Genomic DNA, 21,114 nt, shown 5'->3' on the forward strand with positions numbered 1-21,114 from the left:
GGGATTGTTGGGTACTCGGAAGCACGTACCAAAACGCGCGCCGACTGCCCTGCAGGACGGCGCGTTTTGCTGTGCGCAACCCGTTCACCTGATCCTTCTTTTTTTAAAGACACGCCATGCAGATCGCCGCCACCCCGGCCACCACCTTCGTTCCCTTCGACGCCTACCAGGCAGAAACCAGGCAGGAGCAGACGCCACTGCGCGCCGCCATCACGGCCGCCTACCGCCGCGACGAACTTGATGCCGTCCAGTGGCTGCTGGCCCAGGGCGCGCGTCCAAGTGCGGATGCCAAGCCGCTGGCGCATCGCCTGGTCTCGAGCGTACGCGCGAAACGCACCCGCGCCTCGGGTGTCGATGCGCTGATGCACGAGTTTTCGCTCTCGTCGGAAGAAGGCGTGGCGCTGATGTGCCTGGCCGAAGCGCTGCTGCGTATTCCCGACAGCGCCACCGCCGACCGCCTGATCGCCGACAAGATCAGCAAGGGAGACTGGCGCAGCCACCTGGGCGAATCGCCTTCGCTGTTCGTGAACGCCGCAACCTGGGGCCTGCTCGTCACCGGCAAGCTGGTCTCGACCACCAGCGAACGCGGTCTGGGCTCGGCGCTGACGCGCCTGATCGCCAAGGGCGGCGAACCGCTGATCCGCAAGGGCGTCGACATGGCCATGCGCATGCTGGGCAACCAGTTCGTCACCGGCCAGACGATCGAGGAAGCGCTGAAGAACAGCCAGGCCAACGAGACGCGCGGTTATCAATACTCTTACGACATGCTGGGCGAAGCAGCGCTGACCGAGCTTGATGCGCAGAACTACTACGCTTCCTACGAAGCGGCGATCCACGCGATCGGCAAGGCCTCGAACGGACGCGGCATCAAGAACGGCCCCGGCATCTCGATCAAGCTGTCGGCCCTGCACCCGCGCTACAGCCGTGCCCAGTATGCCCGCGTGATGGGAGAATTGCTGCCGCGCGTGCGTAATCTCGTGCTGCTGGCGAAAAGCTATAACATCGGCATCAACATCGATGCCGAGGAAGCGGACCGCCTGGAAATCTCGCTCGACATGCTCGAAGCCTTGGCTTTTGACGCGGAGCTTGCCGGCTTCGAGGGCATCGGCCTGGTGGTGCAGGGCTACCAGAAGCGTTGCCCCTTCGTGATCGACTACGTGGTCGACCTGGCCAGGCGCAGCGGCCGCAAGTTCATGGTGCGCCTGGTAAAAGGCGCCTATTGGGACGCCGAGATCAAGCGCGCCCAGGTCGACGGCATGCCGGGTTATCCGGTGTACACGAGAAAAGTCTACACCGATGTGTCCTACCTGACTTGCGCCCAGAAACTGCTGGCCGCAACCGACGTCATCTATGCCCAGTTCGCGACCCACAATGCGCATACCCTGTCCGTCATCTACACCTGGGCGAAAGAACGCGGTGTGGACAACTACGAATTCCAGTGCCTGCACGGCATGGGCGAAACCCTGTACGACCAGGTCGTCGGCAAGGACAACCTGAATAAAGCCTGCCGCATCTATGCGCCGGTCGGTTCGCACGAAACCCTGCTGGCCTACCTGGTGCGCCGCCTGCTGGAAAACGGCGCGAATTCCTCCTTCGTGAACCAGATCGTCGACGAAAAGATCCCGGTCGACACCCTGCTGAACGACCCGTTCGAGGTGGCGCGCGCCGCCGGCGGCCTGCCGCACCCGGGCATTTCCCTGCCGCGCGCCATGTTCGGCGCCGAGCGCAAGAACTCCGCCGGCCTCGATCTCACCAACGAGGATACGCTGCGCCTGCTCGGCACGGAACTGTCGCGCCAGCGCGAATACAAGGCGGCGCCGCTGGTCGCCGGCAGCGTGCAGGGCGCCGATGCGCTGGCGGTCGTCAACCCGGCGCAGTCGGCCGATATCGTGGGCAGCGTGCTCGAAGCGTCGCCGGCCAATGTCGACACCGCCCTGCAGGCGGCCGCCGGCTTTGCTGGCCAGTGGCAGGCCAGCGCCAGCGGCGAGCGCGCCGCGATCCTGATGCGCGTCGCCGACCTGTTCGAAGAAAACATGGCGGAATTGATGGCCCTGGCCGTGCGCGAAGCCGGTAAATCGCTGCCGAACGCGATTGCCGAGATCCGCGAAGCGGTCGACTTCCTGCGCTACTACGGCGCGCAAGCGAAAGACGCCGGCACCGTGCAGGCCCTCGGTCCCGTGACGTGCATCAGCCCGTGGAACTTCCCATTGGCGATTTTCACCGGCCAGGTTGCCGCGGCCCTGGCTGCCGGCAACGTCGTGCTGGCGAAACCGGCCGAGCAGACCCCGCTGATCGCTTACCGTGCGGTGCAGATGTTCCATGAAGCCGGCATCCCGGCCGCTGCGCTGCAACTGCTGCCGGGCCGCGGCGAAGTCGTGGGTGCAGCGCTCACCTCGGATGCGCGTGTAAAAGGCGTGATCTTCACCGGGTCGACCGAAGTGGCGCAATTGATCAACCGTACGCTGGCCCAGCGTGCCGACAAGGAGGGCGTCGACATCCCACTGGTGGCCGAAACCGGCGGCCAGAACGCCCTGATCGTCGACTCCTCGGCGCTGCCGGAACAGGTGGTGCAGGACGTGCTGACTTCCGCTTTCGATTCCGCCGGCCAGCGCTGCTCGGCCCTGCGCGTGCTGTTCCTGCAGGAAGATATTGCGGATAAAACCATCCGGATGCTGAAGGGCGCGTTGCAGGAACTGCGCGTGGGCAGCCCGGACCGCCTGTCGACCGACATCGGCCCGGTGATCGACGCCGAGGCCCAGCGCAACCTGCTGGCCCACATCGAGCGCATGAAGGCGACCGCGAAACAGCATTTCGCGCTCGAGCTGCCGGCGGCCATCGCCTCGCAGGGCACCTTCGTGCCGCCGACCGTGCTGGAAATCGGCTCGCTGTCGGAACTGAAGCAGGAAGTCTTCGGTCCAGTGCTGCACATCGTGCGCTACCGCCGCGCCGACCTGGGCAAGGTAATCGATTCGATCAACGCCACCGGCTACGGCCTGACCCTGGGCGTGCATTCGCGCATCGACGAAACCATCGATTTCATTGTCGCCCGTGCCCACGTTGGCAACATCTACGTGAACCGGAACATCGTCGGCGCCGTCGTCGGCGTGCAGCCTTTCGGCGGCGAGGGCAAATCCGGCACCGGCCCGAAAGCCGGCGGCCCGCTCTACCTGAAGCGCCTGCAGCGCGGGGCCGCGCCGCTGCTGGAGCACACCAATACGCCGAACCCGGCCCTGGTCTCGCTGCTGGTGTGGGCGCGCCATCACGGCCACGGAGACGTGGTCAAGCTGGGCGAGCAGTACATCCGCACCCACCTGAACGGCATCACGCTCGACTTGCCGGGCCCGACCGGCGAGCGCAACCGCCTGTCCTTCTGCCCGCGCGGCGCGGTGCTGTGCGCGGCCGGTTCGCAACAGGCGATGCTGAACCAGCTGGCCGCCGCGCTGGCCACCGGCAACCGCGCCTATGTGCTGGCCGGCGCCCATTCGGCGGTGCCGGACGACCTGCCGCTCGAGGTAAAGGACCGCATCCGTTTCGTCGGCGCGGCCGAGGTGGCCCAGTGCGAATTCCAGATCGCCCTGGTGGAGAGCGGCATGCAGGGCACGCTGCGCGCGCAACTGGCGGCGCGTCCGGGCGCCATCGTCGGCATCGTCGATACCGATGCGAACGCTCCGGTGGACCTGTGGCGCCTGGTGGCCGAACGCGCGGTATGCGTGAACACGACCGCGGCTGGCGGCAACGCAAGTCTCATGACGCTGGGGCTGTAATCATGTAGGGGTTTTTATTCTTAAAACTATTGGAGGAAGACATCATGCTAGTCGGCGTTCCGAAGGAGATAAAAAACCATGAGTACCGGGTCGGCCTGACCCCGCCTTCCGTGCACGAGCTGGTCGCACGAGGGCACCAGGTAATTGTCCAGACGAACGCCGGCAGCGAGATCGGGCTGTCCGACGATCAGTACCTGGCCGCCGGCGCCCGCATTGTCGGCACGGCGAAGGAGATCTTCGAGCGCGCCGACATGATCGTGAAGGTCAAGGAGCCGCAGCCGCTCGAATGCGCCATGCTGCGCGAAGGCCAGATCCTCTACACCTACCTGCACCTGGCGCCGGATCCCGAGCAGACCTCGGCCCTGGTCAACTCGGGCGCCGTCTGCATTGCCTATGAAACCATCACCGGCCCGGGAGGCGGCCTGCCGCTGCTCGCGCCGATGAGCGAGGTGGCGGGGCGCATGGCGATCCAGGCCGGCGCCGCCCACCTGGAAAAATCGAAAGGCGGCATGGGCCTGCTGCTGGGCGGCGTGCCGGGCGTGGCGCCAGGTCACGTGACGATCATCGGCGCCGGCGTGGTCGGCACCAATGCGCTGCAGATGGCGGTCGGCACCGGAGCCCGCGTCACCGTGCTGGACAAAAACATCGACCGCCTGCGCCAGCTCGACCTGGTCTACGGCAACCGCATCGCGACCCTGTATTCGAACGCGCATGCGATCGAAGAAGCCGTGGTCTCGAGCGATCTGGTCATCGGCGGCGTGCTGGTGCCGGGCGCGGCGGCGCCGAAACTGGTCACGCGCAGCATGATTTCACGCATGAAGAAGGGGGCCGTGGTGGTCGACGTGGCCATCGACCAGGGCGGCTGCTTCGAGACCTCGCACCCGACCACCCATGCCGATCCGACCTTCGTCGTCGACGGCGTGGTGCACTACTGTGTGGCGAACATGCCGGGTGCAGTGGCCCGCACCTCGACTTTCGCACTGAACAACGCGACGATAGGCCACGCCGTCGCGCTGGCGAGCAAAGGCTGGCGCCAGGCCCTGGAGGACGACGTCCACCTGCGCCAGGGCCTGAACGTCTGCCAGGGCAAGGTCACCTACCGGGCCGTGGCCGAAGCGCTGGGCTACGACTACACGCCGGCCGACTCGCTGCTCGCCTGAATGGGCGCTCCTTCCGTCTCCAGGCAAAAACGCCTGACGATGTGAAAGGCATAGCGCGCGGCCACCGACTTCACGAAACGCATGAAGTCGGTGGCTGCGTTTTCATTGGCGTTGTCCGAAATCGTCCGGATCACCGCGCAAGGCAGGCCGAGTTCGTAGCAGACCTGGGCTACCGCCGCCCCTTCCATCTCCACCGCAACCAGCCCGGGCAGGGCGGCGTTCAATCCATTGATGTGCTCGCGATCGTTGACGAACTGGTCGCCGCTGGCGATCAGGCCGCGGTGGATGCGCGGCTGCGCAAGGCGAAACGCCGCTTTCTCGAGCGGATCGATGGCGTCCACGAAGTCCCGGTCCAGGAAAGCCTGGGCTGCATCCATCAGGCGCGCACCCAGGCGATGGTCGGCCGGGAAGTGGGTCAGGCCGGTCAAGGGTACTTCGAAGCGGGGAAACAGGGGACTGGCATCCATGTCGTGCTGGACCAGCGATTCGGCGACCACGATGTCGCCCACCTGGACGGTTTTATCCCCTGCGCCGGCAACGCCGGTAAACAGGATGTGCGTAACTCCGAACTTTTCCACAAGCGTGGTGGCCGTCAACGCCGCTGCAACCTTGCCTATACGCGATAAAACGCACACAGCGTCGATTTCCCAGAGTTGTCCGAGCCAGTACTCGCGCTGACCATGGATGAGCTTGTAGGGCCCTTCCATGGCTTCCACGAGCCCCTGCTGTTCTTCGTACAGCGCGCTGATGATCCCGAGACGCATATTTTTGCTTGGTTTTATAGGTTGAGCGAGGGTGTTGAGCCGGCTGCAGGCCCGTTTTGGGGCACTTGTGCCCGCTGTTCGTGGTGTTTTTCTGTTTACAGTAGTAAACGTATATGTATACGGCTGGTAGTGATAGTAAACGATGATCTTGTTGTGGATAAGAAGAGATTTCTCCACAAGATCAGCGGTTTACGGCAGCGCGAACCGGCTGGACAAGGATTGTATCGGGCTTGCACGGATGTTGGAGAAAAAACGGCTTGTCTTCAGTAAACGTGTTTTTGCACATCCGATCCTGTGGATATGCAGCGGCTTGTCCACAGCCGCGCTGTTCGAAGGCCTGTTTTTGCCGGCAAAACCTGATTGAAAGGCCATTTTCCTGCCTGACCTGCGGGTAGTTGAGCAAACAGAGCATGCTGTGCGGATCCTGGCGCTGGCTGAACCAGGTCAGGAAAGCGGTCTCCGGCAGGTCCAGCACGTATGCGCATGCCGGCAGTGGGGTCAGCACGACCATGCCATGTCGGCTCCGCCAACATCTTCATCGCCCATTCCGGGTCTGCATGGCGCGAACCCTTTTTTGTGCCGTTGTCAAAGCGTTCAAACAACCTGCCGGCAGGCCGTTTGGCTTCCGTTGTCGGCAGCGTGTGCGCGATCGCGACTTCCTGCCAAACCTTTCTTCAGCCAGAAGATCGATAACGCAGGCATTGGCCAGAACGCGTGCGCGCGCTTGTACACCGTGCGCAGCACTCATCTTTTTAATAAATAGAGATAGATATAAAGCTGGTAGTAGTAGTAAACGCCGCCCGAACTGTGGATAAAGTCGCTTTTCTCCACAGCGTCAAGGGTTTACGCGTTTCCTGAAGTGCTGAACAAACCTTGCGTCTGGCTTGCACGGAATTTGTATAAATTTTCGGGAGCGCTGAAAGTCAGCCGTTCTGCACATTCCTTCCTGTGGATATGCATGGGCTTGTCCACAGCGGTCTGGCCTTCGGCAGGCAACGTCGTGCGGTTGGACCTGCGAGCAGGGCAGAGAAACCGGCCTGCAGGTCCTGGGACCGATGAATGGATGCCCGAGCGGATGCGTGAACGCGCGTTTGCGGCTTGGCGCCAACAGTCGGGCAGTCACGAAAAAAAAATTTTGTCGGGCGCGAGGCGCGAGGGTCCCCAGGTTTACAACCAAAATCTGTATACAACGATAGTAGTAGTGTTAACAACTGCCACTTTCTGTGGATAAGCCGGTTAACGGATGAGAAATCAGCGGTTTACGCGCGGTATAAGCCGGTGGCTTGCCGCTGTATGTTCCTGGTGGCAAATCTGGACAAAAATCGTGAGCGTGGAAAAAGCCGCGTTTTTGCACAAACCGTTCCTGTGGATATCAAGAAGCTTATCCACAGCAGGGGGTCTGGCGCATCGTTTACGATCTGGTAAGCTTGCTGCTGTGAACTGAAATGACGGGACCGGAGCGGCCCGGTGGGCGGTTTGCGCGCTGTATTGATCGTGCTGTTGGTCGTGCTGTGTTGATCGAATCGTTTAGCGGAGGAATTTCGAATGGACTTCAGTTCGCTGTTCAGGTTGCCCATCGTCCAGGGACCGATGGCGGGCGGCGCCACCACCTCGGAGCTGGTCGCTGCCGTGTCGAATGCCGGCGCCCTCGGTTCGTTCGCCGGTTCGTTGCTGTCGCCGGCGCTGATCCGCAGCCAGGTCGAGCGCATCCGCAGCCTGACCGGGCGCCCCTTCCTGTTGAATTTCTTCGTCCAGAAAACGCCCACGCCCGGGGAAGACGAAGTGGCGCGTGGCGTCGAACTGCTGCGCCCGGTCTGGGAAAGCGTGGGCTGGAGCGAGCTGCCGCGCCCGAAAAGCTGGTGCGAGGATTTCGACGCCCAGTTCGAGACGCTGCTCGAGCTGCGTCCGGCTGCCGCCAGCTTCACCTTCGGCATCCTGGACGCGGTCCAGGTCGAACGCCTGCACGCGGCCGGCATCCTGGCGATCGGCACCGTGACCACGGTCGAGGAGGCGCTGGCCTGGCAAGCCATCGGCGCCGACGCCGTCATCGCTTCCGGCATCGAGGCGGGCGGCCACCGCGGCACCTTCATCGGGCGCCAGGAAGACGCGACCTTGAGCGCCCGGGAACTCTGGCCGGCGGTGGCGCAAGCCGTCTCGATTCCGGTGATCGCCGCCGGCGGCATCATGAATGGCGCAGACATCAAGGCGGCGCTGGCGCTGGGCGCCAGCGCGGTGCAGATGGGCACGGCCTTCCTCGTCACCGACGAATCCGGCATCCATCCGGCCTATAAACAGCGCCTGATCGAGGCACAAGGACAGCCGACCCGGCTCACGCGCAGCTTTTCCGGCCGCTACGCGCGCGGTATCGAGAACCGCTTCATGCAGCAAATGGCGGCCATCGAGGACCAGGTACCGCCTTATCCGGTCCAGAACGCGCTGACCGGCAGCATCCGCGCCGCCGCGGCCAAGGCGGGCGACACCGAACTCATGTCGCTCTGGGCCGGTACTGGCGTGGCGCGGGCGCGGCCGATGCCGGCAAGCCGCCTGGTCGAATTATTAGCATCCGAATTGCAGTCCTAACTGGGAGAAACCTGGGTGGAATCGGCTGGAGAATACGACTACATCATCGTTGGAGCCGGTACCTCGGGGTGCGTGCTGGCCAATCGCCTGACCCGCGACAAGGACGTGAACGTCCTCGTCATCGAAGCCGGGGCGCGCGACGACTACCTCTGGATCCACATCCCGGTCGGCTACCTGCACTGCATCGGCAATCCGCGCACCGACTGGCTGTTCAACACCGAGCCCGATCCGGGGCTGGGTGGCCGCGCCTTGATTTATCCGCGCGGGAAAGTGCTGGGCGGGAGTTCGTCGATCAACGGCATGATCTACATGCGCGGGCAGAAGAGCGATTACGACCGCTGGGCCGAGGTGTGCGGCGATGCATCCTGGCGCTGGGAGCACGTGCTGCCCTTGTTCAAGAAGAGCGAAGACCATTACCGCGGCGCCAGCGAACTGCATGGCGCCGGCGGCGAGTGGCGCGTGGAAAAGCAGAGATTGTCCTGGCAGATCCTGGACGCCTTCCGCGACGCCGCCGCCGAAGTCGGCATCGCGAAAGTCGAGGATTTCAACACCGGCGACAACGCCGGTTCGTCCTATTTCGAGGTCAACCAGCGCCGCGGCATTCGCCTGAATACGGCGAAGGCTTTCCTGAAACCGGCGGCGCAGCGCCCGAATCTGACCATCATGACGGGCTGCCACGTGGAACGCCTGCTGATCGAGGAGGGCGAGGGGGGCCAGGTCTGCCGCGGCGTGCAGTTCAGCGGCGGCGGGCGCATGTTCACGGCGACCGCCCACCGCGAAACCCTGCTGGCGGCGGGCGCGATCGGCTCGCCGCACATCCTGCAACTGTCGGGCATCGGCCCGGCGGCCAGCCTGCAGCGCCACGGGATCACGCCGCGCGTGGATGCGCCCGGCGTTGGCGAAAACCTGCAGGACCACCTGCAACTGCGCATGGTCTACAAGGTCAGCGGCGTAAAAACCCTGAACGAGACGGCTTCGAACTGGTTCGGCAAGATGAAGATCGGCCTCGAATACGCGCTGTTCCGCAGCGGGCCGATGTCGATGGCGCCTTCGCAGCTGGGGGTGTTTGCGCGCTCGGGTCCGCACATAGCGACGCCGGACCTGCAATACCACGTGCAGCCGCTGTCGCTCGATAAATTCGGCGACCCGCTGCACGGTTTCCCGGCCTTTACGGCCAGCGTGTGCAACCTGCGCCCGACCGCGCGCGGCCACGTGCGCATCGCCTCGAACGACAGCTATGCGCCGCCGAAGATCACGCCGAACTACCTGAGCACGCTTGAAGACCGGCGCACGGCTGCCGCCGCGCTGGCGCTGACGCGCCGTATCGTGGCCGCGCCCTCGCTCGCCAAATACCAGCCGCAGGAATTCAAGCCCGGCCCCCTCTACCAGACCGAGGAAGAGCTGGCCGAAGCGGCGGGCCTGATCGGCACCACGATTTTCCACCCGGTCGGCACCTGCCGCATGGGCAAGAGGGACGATCCGCTGGCCGTGGTCGACAGCGAGCTGCGCGTGATCGGCGTCGCACGCCTGCGCGTGGTCGACGCCTCGATCATGCCCTTCATTACATCCGGGAATACGAATTCGCCGACCTTGATGATCGCCGAGAAGGCGGCCGAGATGATCGTCAGGCGCGCGGGTTCGTCATCGCACATCCAGTCCGCATTACTCGCGCGGTGATCGACGTAGGGTGGGCACGCTGTGCCCACGCGTTTCGCACGCTGGCGGTTGGTCATGTACGGTGAGGTGTCGCTCGCGCTGTAGCGCACTGAGTCGAAATCCGAAACGGCATGTTTTGGACTTGCGGTAACGATAGCGGGCGAATCCTCAACGCCGCAGGTGCAAGGATGTGCACGTAACGCGTGGGCACAGAGTGCCCACCCTACGGGGTAGCGCTGAAGTGTTATCTCGGCCGCACCGCGAAATACATAGACCTTGCGTGCATTTATGCACAATGAGTGGGCAAATCTACCCACCCTGTGCACCTGCGCACAGGGCTTGCGTTGTATTGTGGACCATAACTGTTGTGTGTAATATCTGTTAAGAGTCTACACAGATAGGCTGCAGTTCCCGAGTAGTACGTGAAAAACGTTCCGGAGACACAATGGCAGACGTCATTCTTGAAACAAAGCGCCTCACCAAGGAATTCAAGGGTTTCACTGCCGTCAGCGGCGTCGACCTGCGTGTGCAGCGCGGCCACATCCACGCGCTGATCGGCCCCAACGGCGCCGGCAAGACCACCTGCTTCAACCTGCTGACCAAGTTCCTCGTTCCCTCGTCCGGCCAGATTCTCTTCAACGGCCGCGACATCACGGATGCCAAGCCGGCGCAGATCGCGCGCATGGGCATCATTCGCTCGTTCCAGATTTCCGCCGTCTTTCCGCACCTGACCGTGCTGCAGAACGTGCGCATCGGCCTGCAGCGCGGGCTCGGCACCAGCTTCCACTTCTGGCGCAGCGAGCGTTCGCTCGACCAGTTGAACGAACGCGCGATGGCGCTGCTGTCCGAGGTCGACCTGGAAGGCTTCGCCGACACCGTCACCGCCGACCTGCCGTATGGCCGCAAGCGCGCGCTCGAGATCGCCACCACGCTGGCGATGGAGCCGGAACTGATGCTGCTCGACGAGCCGACGCAGGGCATGGGCCACGAGGACGTGCACCGCGTCACCGCGCTGATCAAGAAGGTCTCGAGCGGGCGCACCATCCTGATGGTCGAACACAATATGAACGTCGTGTCCGGCATCTGCGACCGCATCTCGGTATTGCAGCGCGGCGCGATGCTGGCCGAAGGCAGCTATGCCGAAGTATCGAAAAATCCCCAGGTGATGCAGGCCTACATGGGCAGCGCCGACGGCGAACTGGAAGGAGCCCACGCATGAATCCAACCTCCACCGCCGCACTCGAGATCCGCAACCTGCAGGCCTGGTACGGCGAATCGCACATCCTGCACGACATCGGCTTTTCGGTGGCCCAGGGCGAAGTCGTCACGCTGCTGGGACGTAACGGCGCCGGACGCACGACCACGCTGCGCGCCATCATGGGCCTGACCGGCCGCCGCACCGGCTCGATCAAGATCAACGGCGTCGAATCGATTTCGCTGCCCACGCACCGCATCGCCCACCTCGGCGTCGGCTATTGCCCGGAAGAGCGGGGCATTTTCTCCTCGCTGTCGGCCGAGGAAAACCTGCTGCTGCCGCCGGTGCTGCCGAAGGCAGGCACCGCGATGTCGCTGGACGAAATCTACGAGATGTTCCCGAACCTGTACGAGCGCCGCCACAGTCAGGGCACGCGCCTGTCGGGCGGCGAGCAGCAGATGCTGGCGGTGGCGCGCATCCTGCGCACCGGCGCGCGCTTGCTGCTGCTGGACGAAATCTCGGAAGGCCTGGCGCCCGTCATCGTGCAGAGCCTGGCGCGCATGATCACCACGCTCAAGGGCAAAGGCTACACGATCGTCATGGTCGAACAGAATTTCCGCTTCGCCGCGCCGCTGGCGGACCGGTTTCACGTGGTCGAGCACGGGCAGATCGTCGAGACGATCGCTGCCGCGGAGCTGGAAACCCGCATGCCGGTGCTGACCGAACTGCTCGGCGTCTAGACGCTTTTTCATGCGCTGTTTTTCCAGGCGCACCAGGTTCACGCTTTCACGCTTCACATACAACAACGGAGACAAGATGAAACGCACAACCCTCGCCCTCGCCACCGCCGCCGCATTCGCCGGCTTCGCCCTGCCTGCGCACGCCCAGATCAGCGGCGACACCATCAAGATCGGCATGATCACCGACCTGTCCGGCGTCTATTCCGACGTCGACGGCAACGGCGGCGCCGAAGCCGTGCGCATGGCGATCGCCGACCTGGGCGGCGCCGTCAACGGCAAGAAGATCCAGTTCATGGTCGCCGACCACCAGAACAAGCCGGACATCGCCGCCTCCAAGGCGCGCGAATGGTTCGACCAGCAGGGCGTCGACATGCTGATCGGCGGCACCAATTCCGGCGCCAGCCTGGCCATGGCGAAAGTCGCGGCCGAGAAGAAGAAGGTCTTCATCTCGATCGGCGCCGGCACCGCGCAACTGACCAACGAACAGTGCTCGCCCTACACCGTGCACTACGCCTACGACACCGTGGCGCTGGCGCGCGGCACCGGTTCGGCCGTGCTGAAGCAGGGCGGCAAGAGCTGGTATTTCCTGACCGCCGACTATGCCTTCGGCCAGTCGCTGGAAAAGGACACTTCGGACGTCATCAAGAAGAACGGCGGCACGGTGCTGGGCAGCGTCAAGCATCCGCTGTCGGCCTCGGACTTCTCGTCCTTCCTGCTGCAGGCGCAGTCCTCGAAGGCGCAGGTGCTGGGCCTGGCGAACGCCGGCGGCGACACCATCAACTCGATCAAGGCCGCCAACGAATTCGGCCTGACCAAGAAGATGAAGATCGCCGGCCTGCTGGTGTTCATCAACGACGTCCACACCCTCGGCCTGAACACCACCCAGGGCATGTACCTGACCGACGGTTGGTACTGGGACCAGAACGCCGACACCCGCGCCTGGTCGAAACGTTATTTCGCCAAGATGAAGAAGCAGCCGTCGATGCTGCAGGCGGCCGACTACTCGGCAACGACGAACTACCTGAACGCGGTGAAAGCTACCGGCACCGACGACGCGACCAAGATCATGGAGCACCTGAAGGCCACCAAGATCAACGACATGTTCGCCAAGAACGGCGTGATCCGCCCGGACGGCCGCATGGTCTACGACATGTACCTGATGCAGGTCAAAACGCCGAAGGAATCGAAGGGACCTTGGGACTACTACAAGGTCGTGGCCACGATCCCGGGCGAGCAGGCGTACACGACCAAGGCCGAGACGAAGTGCGCGGCGTGGAAGTGATTCAAGACGTTTGATTTAACCGCCGAAAATGCGGGCGTGATTTGAACGCGTGGACGGCGAAGCCGTCCACCCTACATCCCTCGCATACCAGTAGGGTGGACGGCTCTGCCGTCCACGCGTTCAACCAGTTTTCGCTTCATCGCGGCGCCATTTCTTCTCCGTCTCACCGGCGCCCGCATTACCGCCTTCCGACTTAACCCTGGTGCCTATGGAAATCTTCGGAGTCCCCCTGCAAGCCCTGATGAGCCAGCTCCTGCTGGGCCTGGTCAACGGTTCCTTCTACGCGATGCTTTCGCTCGGCCTGGCCGTCATCTTCGGCCTCCTGAACGTCATCAATTTTTCGCACGGCGCCCTGTACATGATGGGCGCCTTCATTGCCTTCATCGGCGTCAGCACATATGAACTGAACTACTGGATGATGCTGGTGCTCGCGCCGCTCGTGGTCGGCGCCTTCGGCATCGCGGTCGAGAAGACCATGCTGCGCTGGCTCTACAAGCTGGATCACCTGTACGGCCTGCTGCTGACCTTCGGCATCACGCTGCTGCTCGAAGGCGTGTTCCGCTCCTTCTTCGGCGTCTCCGGCCAGACCCTGGACGTGCCGGAACAACTGTCCGGCGCCACCGACCTCGGCTTCATGATCCTGCCGAACTACCGCGCCTGGGTCGTCGTCGCCTCGCTCATCGTCTGCCTCGGCACCTGGTTCGTCATCGAAAAGACCCGCCTCGGCGCCTACCTGCGCGCCGGCACCGAGAACCCGAAACTGGTCGAGGCCTTCGGCATCAACGTGCCGCGCATGGTCACGCTGACCTATGGTTTCGGCGTCGCGCTGGCGGGACTTGCCGGCGTGCTGGCGGCGCCCGTCATCAACGTCACGCCGCTGATGGGCTCGAACCTCATCATCGTCGTGTTCGCCGTGGTCGTGATCGGCGGCATGGGGTCGATCCTCGGTTCCATCGTCACCGGCCTGATGCTGGGCGTGATCGAAGGCCTGACGCGGGTCTACTACCCGGAAGGCTCGGAAGTCGTCGTGTTCGTGGTCATGGTCATCGTGCTGCTGCTGCGCCCGGCCGGCCTGTTCGGGAAGGAGAAGTAAGCATGAACAAGAAAATTGGTTACGGCATTGCACTCGCGCTGGCGCTGGCCGCGCCGTTCTTCGGCTATCCGGTGTTCCTGATGAAGCTGCTGTGCTTCGCCCTGTTCGCCTGCGCCTTCAACCTCCTGATCGGTTTTACGGGCCTGCTCTCGTTCGGCCATGCCGCCTTTTTCGGCAGCGCGGGTTACGTCACGGGCCACCTGCTGGCCAATATCGGGCTGCCGACCGAACTGGGGATCCTGGCCGGCGTCGCCGCCAGCGCCGTCCTCGGACTGGTGATCGGCGCGCTGGCGATCCGCCGCCAGGGCATCTATTTTTCGATGATCACCCTGGCCCTGGCCCAGATGGTGTACTTCGCCGCGCTGCGCAGCCCCTATACCCATGGCGAGGACGGCCTGCAGGGCGTGCCGCGTGGGCGCCTGTTCGGCGTGCTCGACCTGGGCAACGATCTGACCCTGTACTACGTCGTGCTGGCCATCGCCGTGCTCGGGTTTGCCCTGATCGTGCGCACCGTGCACTCGCCCTTCGGCCAGGTCCTGAAAGCCATCAAGGAAAACGAACCGCGTGCGATCTCGCTCGGCTACGACGCCGACCGCTACAAGCTGCTCGCCTTCGTCCTGTCGGCCGCGCTGACCGGGCTGGCCGGCGCCACCAAGACCGTCGTGCTCGGCTTCGAGACCCTGACCGACGTGCACTGGACCATGTCGGGCCTGGTGGTCCTGATGACGCTGGTTGGCGGCATGGGCACCATGGCCGGACCGATCATCGGCGCTTTCGTCATCGTGGCGCTGGAAAACAAGCTGGGCGACCTCGGCATGTGGCTGGCCGAGACCACCGGCATCAACTGGTTCTCGACCCTGGGCGAATCGGTCGGCATGGTGACCGGCCTGATCTTCATTGCCTGCGTGCTGCTGTTCCGCCGCGGCATCGTCGGCGAGATCGGCGCCTTGCTGGAGCGTCGCGCGCGCGCCCAGCCCGGCGCCGGCGCTAGAATGGCCGTGAACAAGGAGCGGGAGGCCGCGTGAAGGAAACATCGGCGATTCTGAGCGTCAATGGTTTGCGCATGCATGTGATGAGCGCGGGGGAGGGGCCGGCGGTCTTGCTGCTGCACGGCTTTCCCGACACCCACGTCGTCTGGCGCAAGCAGGTCGGGCCGCTGGTGCGCGCCGGCTATCGCGTGATCGCACCCGACCTGCGCGGCTATGGCCAGACCGACGCGCCGGAAGCCGTGGCGGCTTATCGCACCGAGCACCTGGTTGCCGACGTGCTGGCGCTGCTCGACGTGATGGGGATCCCGAAGGCGCGCGTCGTCGGCCACGATTGGGGCGCGCTGATCGGCTGGGTGCTGTGCATGGATGCGCCGCAGCGCGTCGAACAGTATGTCGCGCTCTCGGTCGGCCATCCTGCTGCGTTTGCCCGCGCCGGCATCATGCAGCGCCTGCGCAGCAGCTACATGCTGTGGTTCATGACGCCGGTGCTGGCCGAGAAATCCTTGATGGCTGCGGACTTCTACGCCATGCGCCACTTCACCACCGATCCGACCCAGCTGTCGCACTGGCGCCGCGACCTGCGCGAGCCCGGCCGCATGACTGCGGCCCTGAACTATTACCGCGCGAATGTGCCGCACGGCTTTCACCTGGGCGGCAAGACCGAGCCGGTGAAGGTGCCCGTAATGGGGGTGTGGAGCGAACGCGACCCGGCCCTGACGGAGGAGCAGATGCGCGCCTCTTCGCAATACGTGGCCGACACCTTCCGCTACGAGCGCATCAATGGCGCCGACCATTGGCTGCAATTGACCGCCGCCGATCAGGTCAATGCGCTGCTGCTCGATTTTTTCGCAAGCCAGCCCCAGGCCACTGCCGCAAGGGCAGAGCCGGCCTGAGCGTCTACTACAAAGCGGCGGCGTAGATCGCGCGGGCGTCCGCCCGCGTCACTTCCCTAGGATTGTTCCCGAGCAAGCGGGTCTGGAGCATGGCGTCGTCCGCCAGCCGGTCGAGATCGCTTTCCCTGATGCCGACCTGTTGCAGCGTGGTCTGGATGCCGGTGATCCGGGCCGTATGCTGCATGGCGGCGATGAGCGCCTCGGTGCGGGCCTCGGTGCTGCCGCTGGCCTGGGGCACCGCGATGGCCGCCAGTTCCGCATACAGCGGCGCGGCCTCGGGCGCATTGAAGCGCAGCACATGCGGCAGCACCAGCGAATTCGACAGCCCGTGGGCGACGTGGAAGATGCCGCCGACCGGATAGGCCAGCGCGTGCACCGCCGCCACCGGCGCGTTCGAAAAGGCCTGGCCGGCCAGGCAGGCGCCCAGCAGCATCGCCTGCCGCACCTCGAGACGGCTGCCGTTTTCGCAGGCAGGGATCAGATTGCGCGACAGCAGCTCGAGCGCCTGGCGCGCCAGCGTGTCCGAAACCGGGTTCTTTTTATGCTTGCTGGTATAGGCCTCGATCGCATGGACCATGGCGTCGATGCCCGTCGCGGCCGTCACCATTGGCGGCAGGCCGAGGGTGAGGGCGGCGTCGAGGATCGCCAGGTCGGCGTAGAGCTGGGGTGCGACCACGCCCATCTTGGTGGTCGCGCCGGTGGTGACGATCGCGATGTTGGTCACCTCGGAACCGGTGCCGGCCGTCGTCGGCACCTGTACCAGCGGCAGGCGCGTGCCCTTGACCTTGCCGATGCCGTAGATCTCGGCCAGCGGCTGTTCGCTCCCCGCCAGCACGGCGATCAGCTTGGCCACATCCATCGAGCTGCCGCCGCCCAGGCCGATGACCAGGTCGGCCTCGTTGTTGCGGGCAAAGCCCAGCGCGTCCAGCACCACGTCCTCGGGCGGATCGGCCACCACCCCGGAGTACACGCTGACGGTAAAACCGTGGCGCTTGAGGTCGAGGCAAGGCATCTCGGCCAGGCCGGTGCGGAGAAAGCCCGGGTCGGTGACGACGAGCGCGCGGCGGGAGGAGGGGAAGCGCTCGCGGATGATTTCCCCGAGGCGGCTGGCGGCGCCGGGTTCGGAAACGATGTGGGCGACGGTGCTGAAGGCAAAGGCGGTCATGTTTTTTTCCCGTGCGTTTGGACCGATAAAGAGTACACCAGAATGGCCGGGCTGCGGGAAAGTCAGCGGCTGCGTCATGGTCCGAACCTGCGTACAATTTCGTCTCTTCAATGTACCGAAAGCAGTAGATGATTGACTTCGTATGGCTCGGCGGCGCAGCCTTCCTCGCCGGCTTGGTGGACGCCGTGGTCGGCGGCGGCGGGCTGATCCAGGTTCCCGCGATTTTTTCCGTGTTACCGAAAGAAGTGCCGGCAACTCTGCTCGGCACGAACAAGCTGGCGAGCATCTTCGGCACCAGCGCGGCGGCGGTGAATTACAGCCGGCGCGTGCGGGTCGCCTGGAGCGCAGCCGCGCCGGCGGCGCTGGCGGCCTTTGCCCTGTCCTTCGTCGGCGCCTGGACCGTGACCCGGGTGCCGGGCGACTTCGTGCGCAGCCTGCTGCCGCTGATCCTGCTGGCGGTCGCCATCTATACCTTCCGCAAGAAGGACCTGGGTGCGGTCCACGCGCCGGTGCACAGCGGACTGGCCGAGCGCTGGTGGGCCATCGGCATGGGGGCGGCCATCGGTTTCTATGACGGCTTCTTCGGCCCGGGCACCGGCAGCTTCCTGATTTTCCTCTACGTGCGTTTCTTCGGTTTCGATTTTCTCAGCGCCTCGGCGGCAGCGAAGATCGTCAACGTCGCCTGCAACCTGTCGGCCCTGATGTGGTTCGGCTACAGCGGCCATCTGTTGTGGCAGCTCGGTCTGCTGATGGCCGGCTGCCAGATCGCCGGCTCGCTGGTCGGTACGCGCCTGGCGCTCAAGCATGGCAGTGCCTTTGTGCGCAAGTTGTTCCTGGTGGTGGTGTCGACCCTGATCATCAAGACGGGGTTTGATGTGATCGTCCGTTGGGCGAGTTAAGCGCGATGCGCTGTTTCACGTGAAACAAGAGCCGGGTCCGCCCGGCTTTTTTCATGCCTGCACAGTTGAGAATAGCGAAATTGTTCCACGTGGAACAGGGATAACGGCCTGATAAGGTCGCCGCGCTGCTGTGTTCCACGTGAAACAAAAACCGTCGCCTTTTCGGCTGATGGCGAGTCCACGCAGGAAAATGCTTCTATAATCGTGAATTAGTCTCCTCGCTCCACACTTCTATCATGCTATTTCCAACTGAATTCGACGTGATCGTCGTCGGTGGCGGCCATGCCGGCACCGAAGCCGCGCTCGCGTCCGCGCGCACGGGGCAGAAGACACTGCTCCTGACTCACAACATTGAAACCCTGGGCCAGATGTCGTGCAATCCGTCAATCGGCGGCATCGGCAAGGGTCACCTGGTCAAGGAAGTCGACGCCCTCGGCGGCGCGATGGCCATTGCCACCGATGAATCGGGCATCCAGTTCCGCATCCTGAACTCGTCCAAGGGCCCGGCCGTGCGCGCCACACGCGCCCAGGCCGACCGCATCCTGTACAAGCAGGCCATCCGCTCGCGCCTGGAAAACCAGCCGAATCTGTGGCTGTTCCAGCAGGCCGTCGACGACCTGATAGTGGAGGGCGACCGTGTGGTCGGTGCCGTCACCCAGATCGGCCTGCAATTCCGTGCCCGTGCCGTCGTACTGACGGCAGGCACTTTCCTGGACGGTAAGATCCACGTTGGCCTGCAGAATTACTCGGCCGGCCGCGCTGGCGACCCGCCGGCCCTGTCCCTGTCCGCGCGCCTGAAAGAACTGAAGCTGCCGCAGGGCCGCCTGAAAACCGGCACGCCGCCGCGCATCGATGGCCGCAGCATCGACTTCTCCGTGCTCACCGAGCAGCCGGGCGACCTCGATCCGGTCCCCGTGTTCTCGTACATGGGCAAGGCCAGCATGCACCCGCGCCAGGTGCCGTGCTGGGTCACGCACACCAATGCCCAGACCCACGACATCATCCGCAACGGCCTGGACCGCAGCCCGATGTACACCGGCGTCATCGAGGGTGTCGGTCCGCGCTACTGCCCCTCGATCGAAGACAAGATCCACCGTTTCGCGTCGAAAGAGTCGCACCAGATCTTCCTCGAGCCCGAAGGCCTGACGACCAACGAGTTCTACCCGAACGGGATCTCGACCAGCCTGCCGTTCGACGTGCAGCTGGCGCTGGTGCGCTCGATGAAGGGCATGGAAAACGCCTTCATCCTGCGCCCGGGCTACGCCATCGAATACGACTATTTCGACCCGCGCGGCCTGAAAGCCTCGCTGGAAACCAAGGCGATCCGCGGCCTGTTCTTTGCCGGCCAGATCAACGGCACCACCGGCTACGAGGAGGCGGCGGCCCAGGGCCTGCTCGCCGGCCTGAATGCGGCACTGCAGACCAGGGGGCAGGAAGCCTGGACCCCCGGCCGCTCGGAAGCCTATCTCGGCGTGCTGGTCGACGACCTCACCACCCAGGGCGTGGCCGAGCCCTATCGCATGTTCACCAGCCGCGCCGAATACCGCCTGTCGCTGCGCGAAGACAACGCCGACATGCGCCTGACCGAGATCGGCCGCAAGCTCGGCGTGGTCGGCGACGCGCAGTGGCAAGCGTTTGAACAGAAGCGCGAAGCCGTGGCGCGCGAGCTCGAGCGCCTGCGCTCGACCTGGGTCAATCCGCGCATCCTGGCAGCCGCCGAATCCGAGCGCGTGGTGGGCCAGGCGCTCGAACGCGAGTACAACCTGGCCGACCTGCTGCGCCGTCCGGGTGTCGACTACGACACCCTGGTGACCATGACCGGCGTCGAAGGCCAGCCCCTGGGCGGCCCCGGCGTGGAAGATCCTGCCGTGAAGGAACAGGTCGAGATCCAGCTGAAATATGCGGGTTACATCGACCGTCAGGCGCGCGAAGTGGAGCGCCATGACCACTACGAGAACCTGAAACTGCCGGAAAACCTGAACTACCTGGAGATCGCGGCGCTGTCGATCGAGGTGCGCCAGAAGCTGGATAAACAGCGTCCGGAGACCCTGGGCCAGGCCTCGCGCATCTCGGGCGTGACCCCGGCGGCCATTTCCCTGCTGCTGGTGCACCTGAAAAAACGCGGCGCCAAGGGCTTCACGTCGGCCCCGGCAGCGGACGCGGAGGCCGCGCAATGAGGGGTTTTGACCGCGAAAAACTGATGCAGGTGCTCAATGACGGCATCGACGCGCTGGACCTGCCGCTGTGGGCGGCGCAGCGCGAGCAGTTGATGGACTACCTGGCCCTGATGGCCAAGTGGAATGGGGTTTATAACCTCACCTCGCTGCGCGACCCGATGCAGATGGTGACCCACCACCTGCTCGATTCGCTGGCTGCGGTATCGGCGTTCGAGGGCGTGAAAAGCGTGCTCGACGTCGGGGCAGGAGGCGGCTTGCCGGGCCTGGTGCTGGCCATTGCCCGGCCGGACATGCAGGTGTCCCTGATCGATACCGTGCACAAGAAAACCGCCTTCCTGACCCAGGTGAAGGCGGAACTCGGCCTGGCCAACGTCACCGTGTACACGATGAAGGTGCAGGATTTGAAGGCCGGGCCGTTCGAGGTCATCACCTCGCGTGCGTTTGCCGACCTGTCGGATTTCGTCAACTGGTCCGGGCACCTGCTGGCCGAGGGCGGCAGGTTCATCGCCCTGAAAGGGACGGCGCCGGCCGAGGAGCAGCAAAGGCTGCCCCAAGAGTGGAAGGTGCAGGAATTGCGGCCTTTGCGGGTGCCCAAGCTGGAGGCGGAACGCCACCTGGTGTTCATCGAGAGGGCGGCGTAAAAAGACGCAAACGCCAGAGGCAAAATGAGAGAGGCAAAACAAAGCCGATCGAAAGCAGATGACAGGGGCCAGGAGCGCTCTTTCATCAGCTAACAATATAAACGGTTTATACTGTT

16 protein-coding genes are annotated in these 21,114 nt (G+C 64.2%); 13 read left to right on the forward strand and 3 right to left on the reverse strand.

All coding sequences use genetic code 11. The features are described from left to right. The first annotated feature begins 116 nt into the window (after positions 1 to 116). On the forward strand, positions 117 to 3,764 hold the full coding sequence (gene putA, locus ACSUZJ_RS01230) for a trifunctional transcriptional regulator/proline dehydrogenase/L-glutamate gamma-semialdehyde dehydrogenase (RefSeq protein ID WP_499412544.1): 3,648 nt from the start codon (positions 117 to 119) through the stop codon (positions 3,762 to 3,764). 44 nt (positions 3,765 to 3,808) lie between these two features. Then, positions 3,809 to 4,924 carry an alanine dehydrogenase gene (gene ald, locus ACSUZJ_RS01235; RefSeq protein WP_499412546.1) on the forward strand — a complete coding sequence of 372 codons (1,116 nt, stop codon included), beginning with the start codon at positions 3,809 to 3,811 and terminating at the stop codon, positions 4,922 to 4,924. Here the strand turns inward: ald and ACSUZJ_RS01240 are convergent. Then, positions 4,894 to 5,688 (reverse strand): 5'-methylthioadenosine/adenosylhomocysteine nucleosidase, encoded by a 795-nt coding sequence (locus ACSUZJ_RS01240; protein WP_499412548.1) that lies wholly within the window; start codon positions 5,686 to 5,688, stop codon positions 4,894 to 4,896. The two genes, ald and ACSUZJ_RS01240, sit on opposite strands and share 31 nt — an antisense overlap. Before the next feature lie 181 nt (positions 5,689 to 5,869). Beyond that, positions 5,870 to 6,199, reverse strand: coding sequence for a hypothetical protein (locus ACSUZJ_RS01245; RefSeq protein ID WP_499412550.1), 330 nt, complete (start codon positions 6,197 to 6,199; stop codon positions 5,870 to 5,872). Positions 6,200 to 7,233: 1,034 nt separating this feature from the next. Between ACSUZJ_RS01245 and ACSUZJ_RS01250 the strand changes: the two genes are divergently transcribed. From ACSUZJ_RS01250 to ACSUZJ_RS01285, 8 genes are all read left to right on the forward strand, one after another. After that, the gene (locus tag ACSUZJ_RS01250) at positions 7,234 to 8,268 is read left to right on the forward strand and encodes an NAD(P)H-dependent flavin oxidoreductase (RefSeq protein ID WP_499412552.1); all 1,035 of its coding nucleotides are present in this window, start codon (positions 7,234 to 7,236) and stop codon (positions 8,266 to 8,268) included. Positions 8,269 to 8,283: 15 nt separating this feature from the next. Continuing rightward, the gene (locus ACSUZJ_RS01255; protein WP_499412554.1) at positions 8,284 to 9,945 is read left to right on the forward strand and encodes a GMC family oxidoreductase; all 1,662 of its coding nucleotides are present in this window, start codon (positions 8,284 to 8,286) and stop codon (positions 9,943 to 9,945) included. Positions 9,946 to 10,369: 424 nt separating this feature from the next. Further along, positions 10,370 to 11,143, forward strand: a complete 774-nt coding sequence (locus ACSUZJ_RS01260) for an ABC transporter ATP-binding protein (protein WP_499412556.1) — start codon at positions 10,370 to 10,372, stop codon at positions 11,141 to 11,143. Next, positions 11,140 to 11,859, forward strand: a complete 720-nt coding sequence (locus tag ACSUZJ_RS01265) for an ABC transporter ATP-binding protein (RefSeq protein WP_499412558.1) — start codon at positions 11,140 to 11,142, stop codon at positions 11,857 to 11,859. Before ACSUZJ_RS01260 ends, ACSUZJ_RS01265 begins: the two co-directional genes overlap by 4 nt. Positions 11,860 to 11,935: 76 nt before the next feature. Then, on the forward strand, positions 11,936 to 13,141 hold the full coding sequence (locus ACSUZJ_RS01270) for an ABC transporter substrate-binding protein (protein WP_499412560.1): 1,206 nt from the start codon (positions 11,936 to 11,938) through the stop codon (positions 13,139 to 13,141). Positions 13,142 to 13,349: 208 nt separating this feature from the next. Then, positions 13,350 to 14,234 (forward strand): branched-chain amino acid ABC transporter permease, encoded by an 885-nt coding sequence (locus ACSUZJ_RS01275; RefSeq protein WP_499412562.1) that lies wholly within the window; start codon positions 13,350 to 13,352, stop codon positions 14,232 to 14,234. A 2-nt stretch (positions 14,235 to 14,236) separates the two neighbouring features. After that, positions 14,237 to 15,259, forward strand: a complete 1,023-nt coding sequence (locus ACSUZJ_RS01280) for a branched-chain amino acid ABC transporter permease (RefSeq protein ID WP_499412564.1) — start codon at positions 14,237 to 14,239, stop codon at positions 15,257 to 15,259. Then, a complete protein-coding gene (locus tag ACSUZJ_RS01285; RefSeq protein ID WP_499412566.1) occupies positions 15,256 to 16,116 on the forward strand; it encodes an alpha/beta fold hydrolase in 861 nt (286 codons plus the stop codon). Before ACSUZJ_RS01280 ends, ACSUZJ_RS01285 begins: the two co-directional genes overlap by 4 nt. A gap of 7 nt (positions 16,117 to 16,123) precedes the next feature. On the opposite strand, the gene ACSUZJ_RS01290 is transcribed toward ACSUZJ_RS01285, so the two are convergent. Continuing rightward, positions 16,124 to 17,281, reverse strand: a complete 1,158-nt coding sequence (locus ACSUZJ_RS01290; protein WP_499412568.1) for an iron-containing alcohol dehydrogenase — start codon at positions 17,279 to 17,281, stop codon at positions 16,124 to 16,126. A gap of 128 nt (positions 17,282 to 17,409) precedes the next feature. Between ACSUZJ_RS01290 and ACSUZJ_RS01295 the strand changes: the two genes are divergently transcribed. The 3 genes from ACSUZJ_RS01295 (at position 17,410) to rsmG (ending at position 20,998) form a co-directional block, all read left to right on the forward strand. Then, entirely contained in the window at positions 17,410 to 18,180 is a 771-nt protein-coding gene (locus ACSUZJ_RS01295) for a sulfite exporter TauE/SafE family protein (RefSeq protein WP_499412570.1), read from the forward strand. A 236-nt stretch (positions 18,181 to 18,416) separates the two neighbouring features. Further along, a complete protein-coding gene (mnmG, locus tag ACSUZJ_RS01300; RefSeq protein ID WP_499412572.1) occupies positions 18,417 to 20,357 on the forward strand; it encodes a tRNA uridine-5-carboxymethylaminomethyl(34) synthesis enzyme MnmG in 1,941 nt (646 codons plus the stop codon). After that, positions 20,354 to 20,998: a 16S rRNA (guanine(527)-N(7))-methyltransferase RsmG gene (rsmG, locus tag ACSUZJ_RS01305; RefSeq protein ID WP_499412574.1), complete on the forward strand. Its 645-nt coding sequence runs from the start codon at positions 20,354 to 20,356 to the stop codon at positions 20,996 to 20,998. Before mnmG ends, rsmG begins: the two co-directional genes overlap by 4 nt. The last annotated feature ends 116 nt before the right edge of the window (positions 20,999 to 21,114 follow it).

The sequence above is a fragment of the Telluria sp. B2 genome (assembly GCF_051789535.1).
GTDB lineage: Bacteria > Pseudomonadota > Gammaproteobacteria > Burkholderiales > Burkholderiaceae_D > Telluria.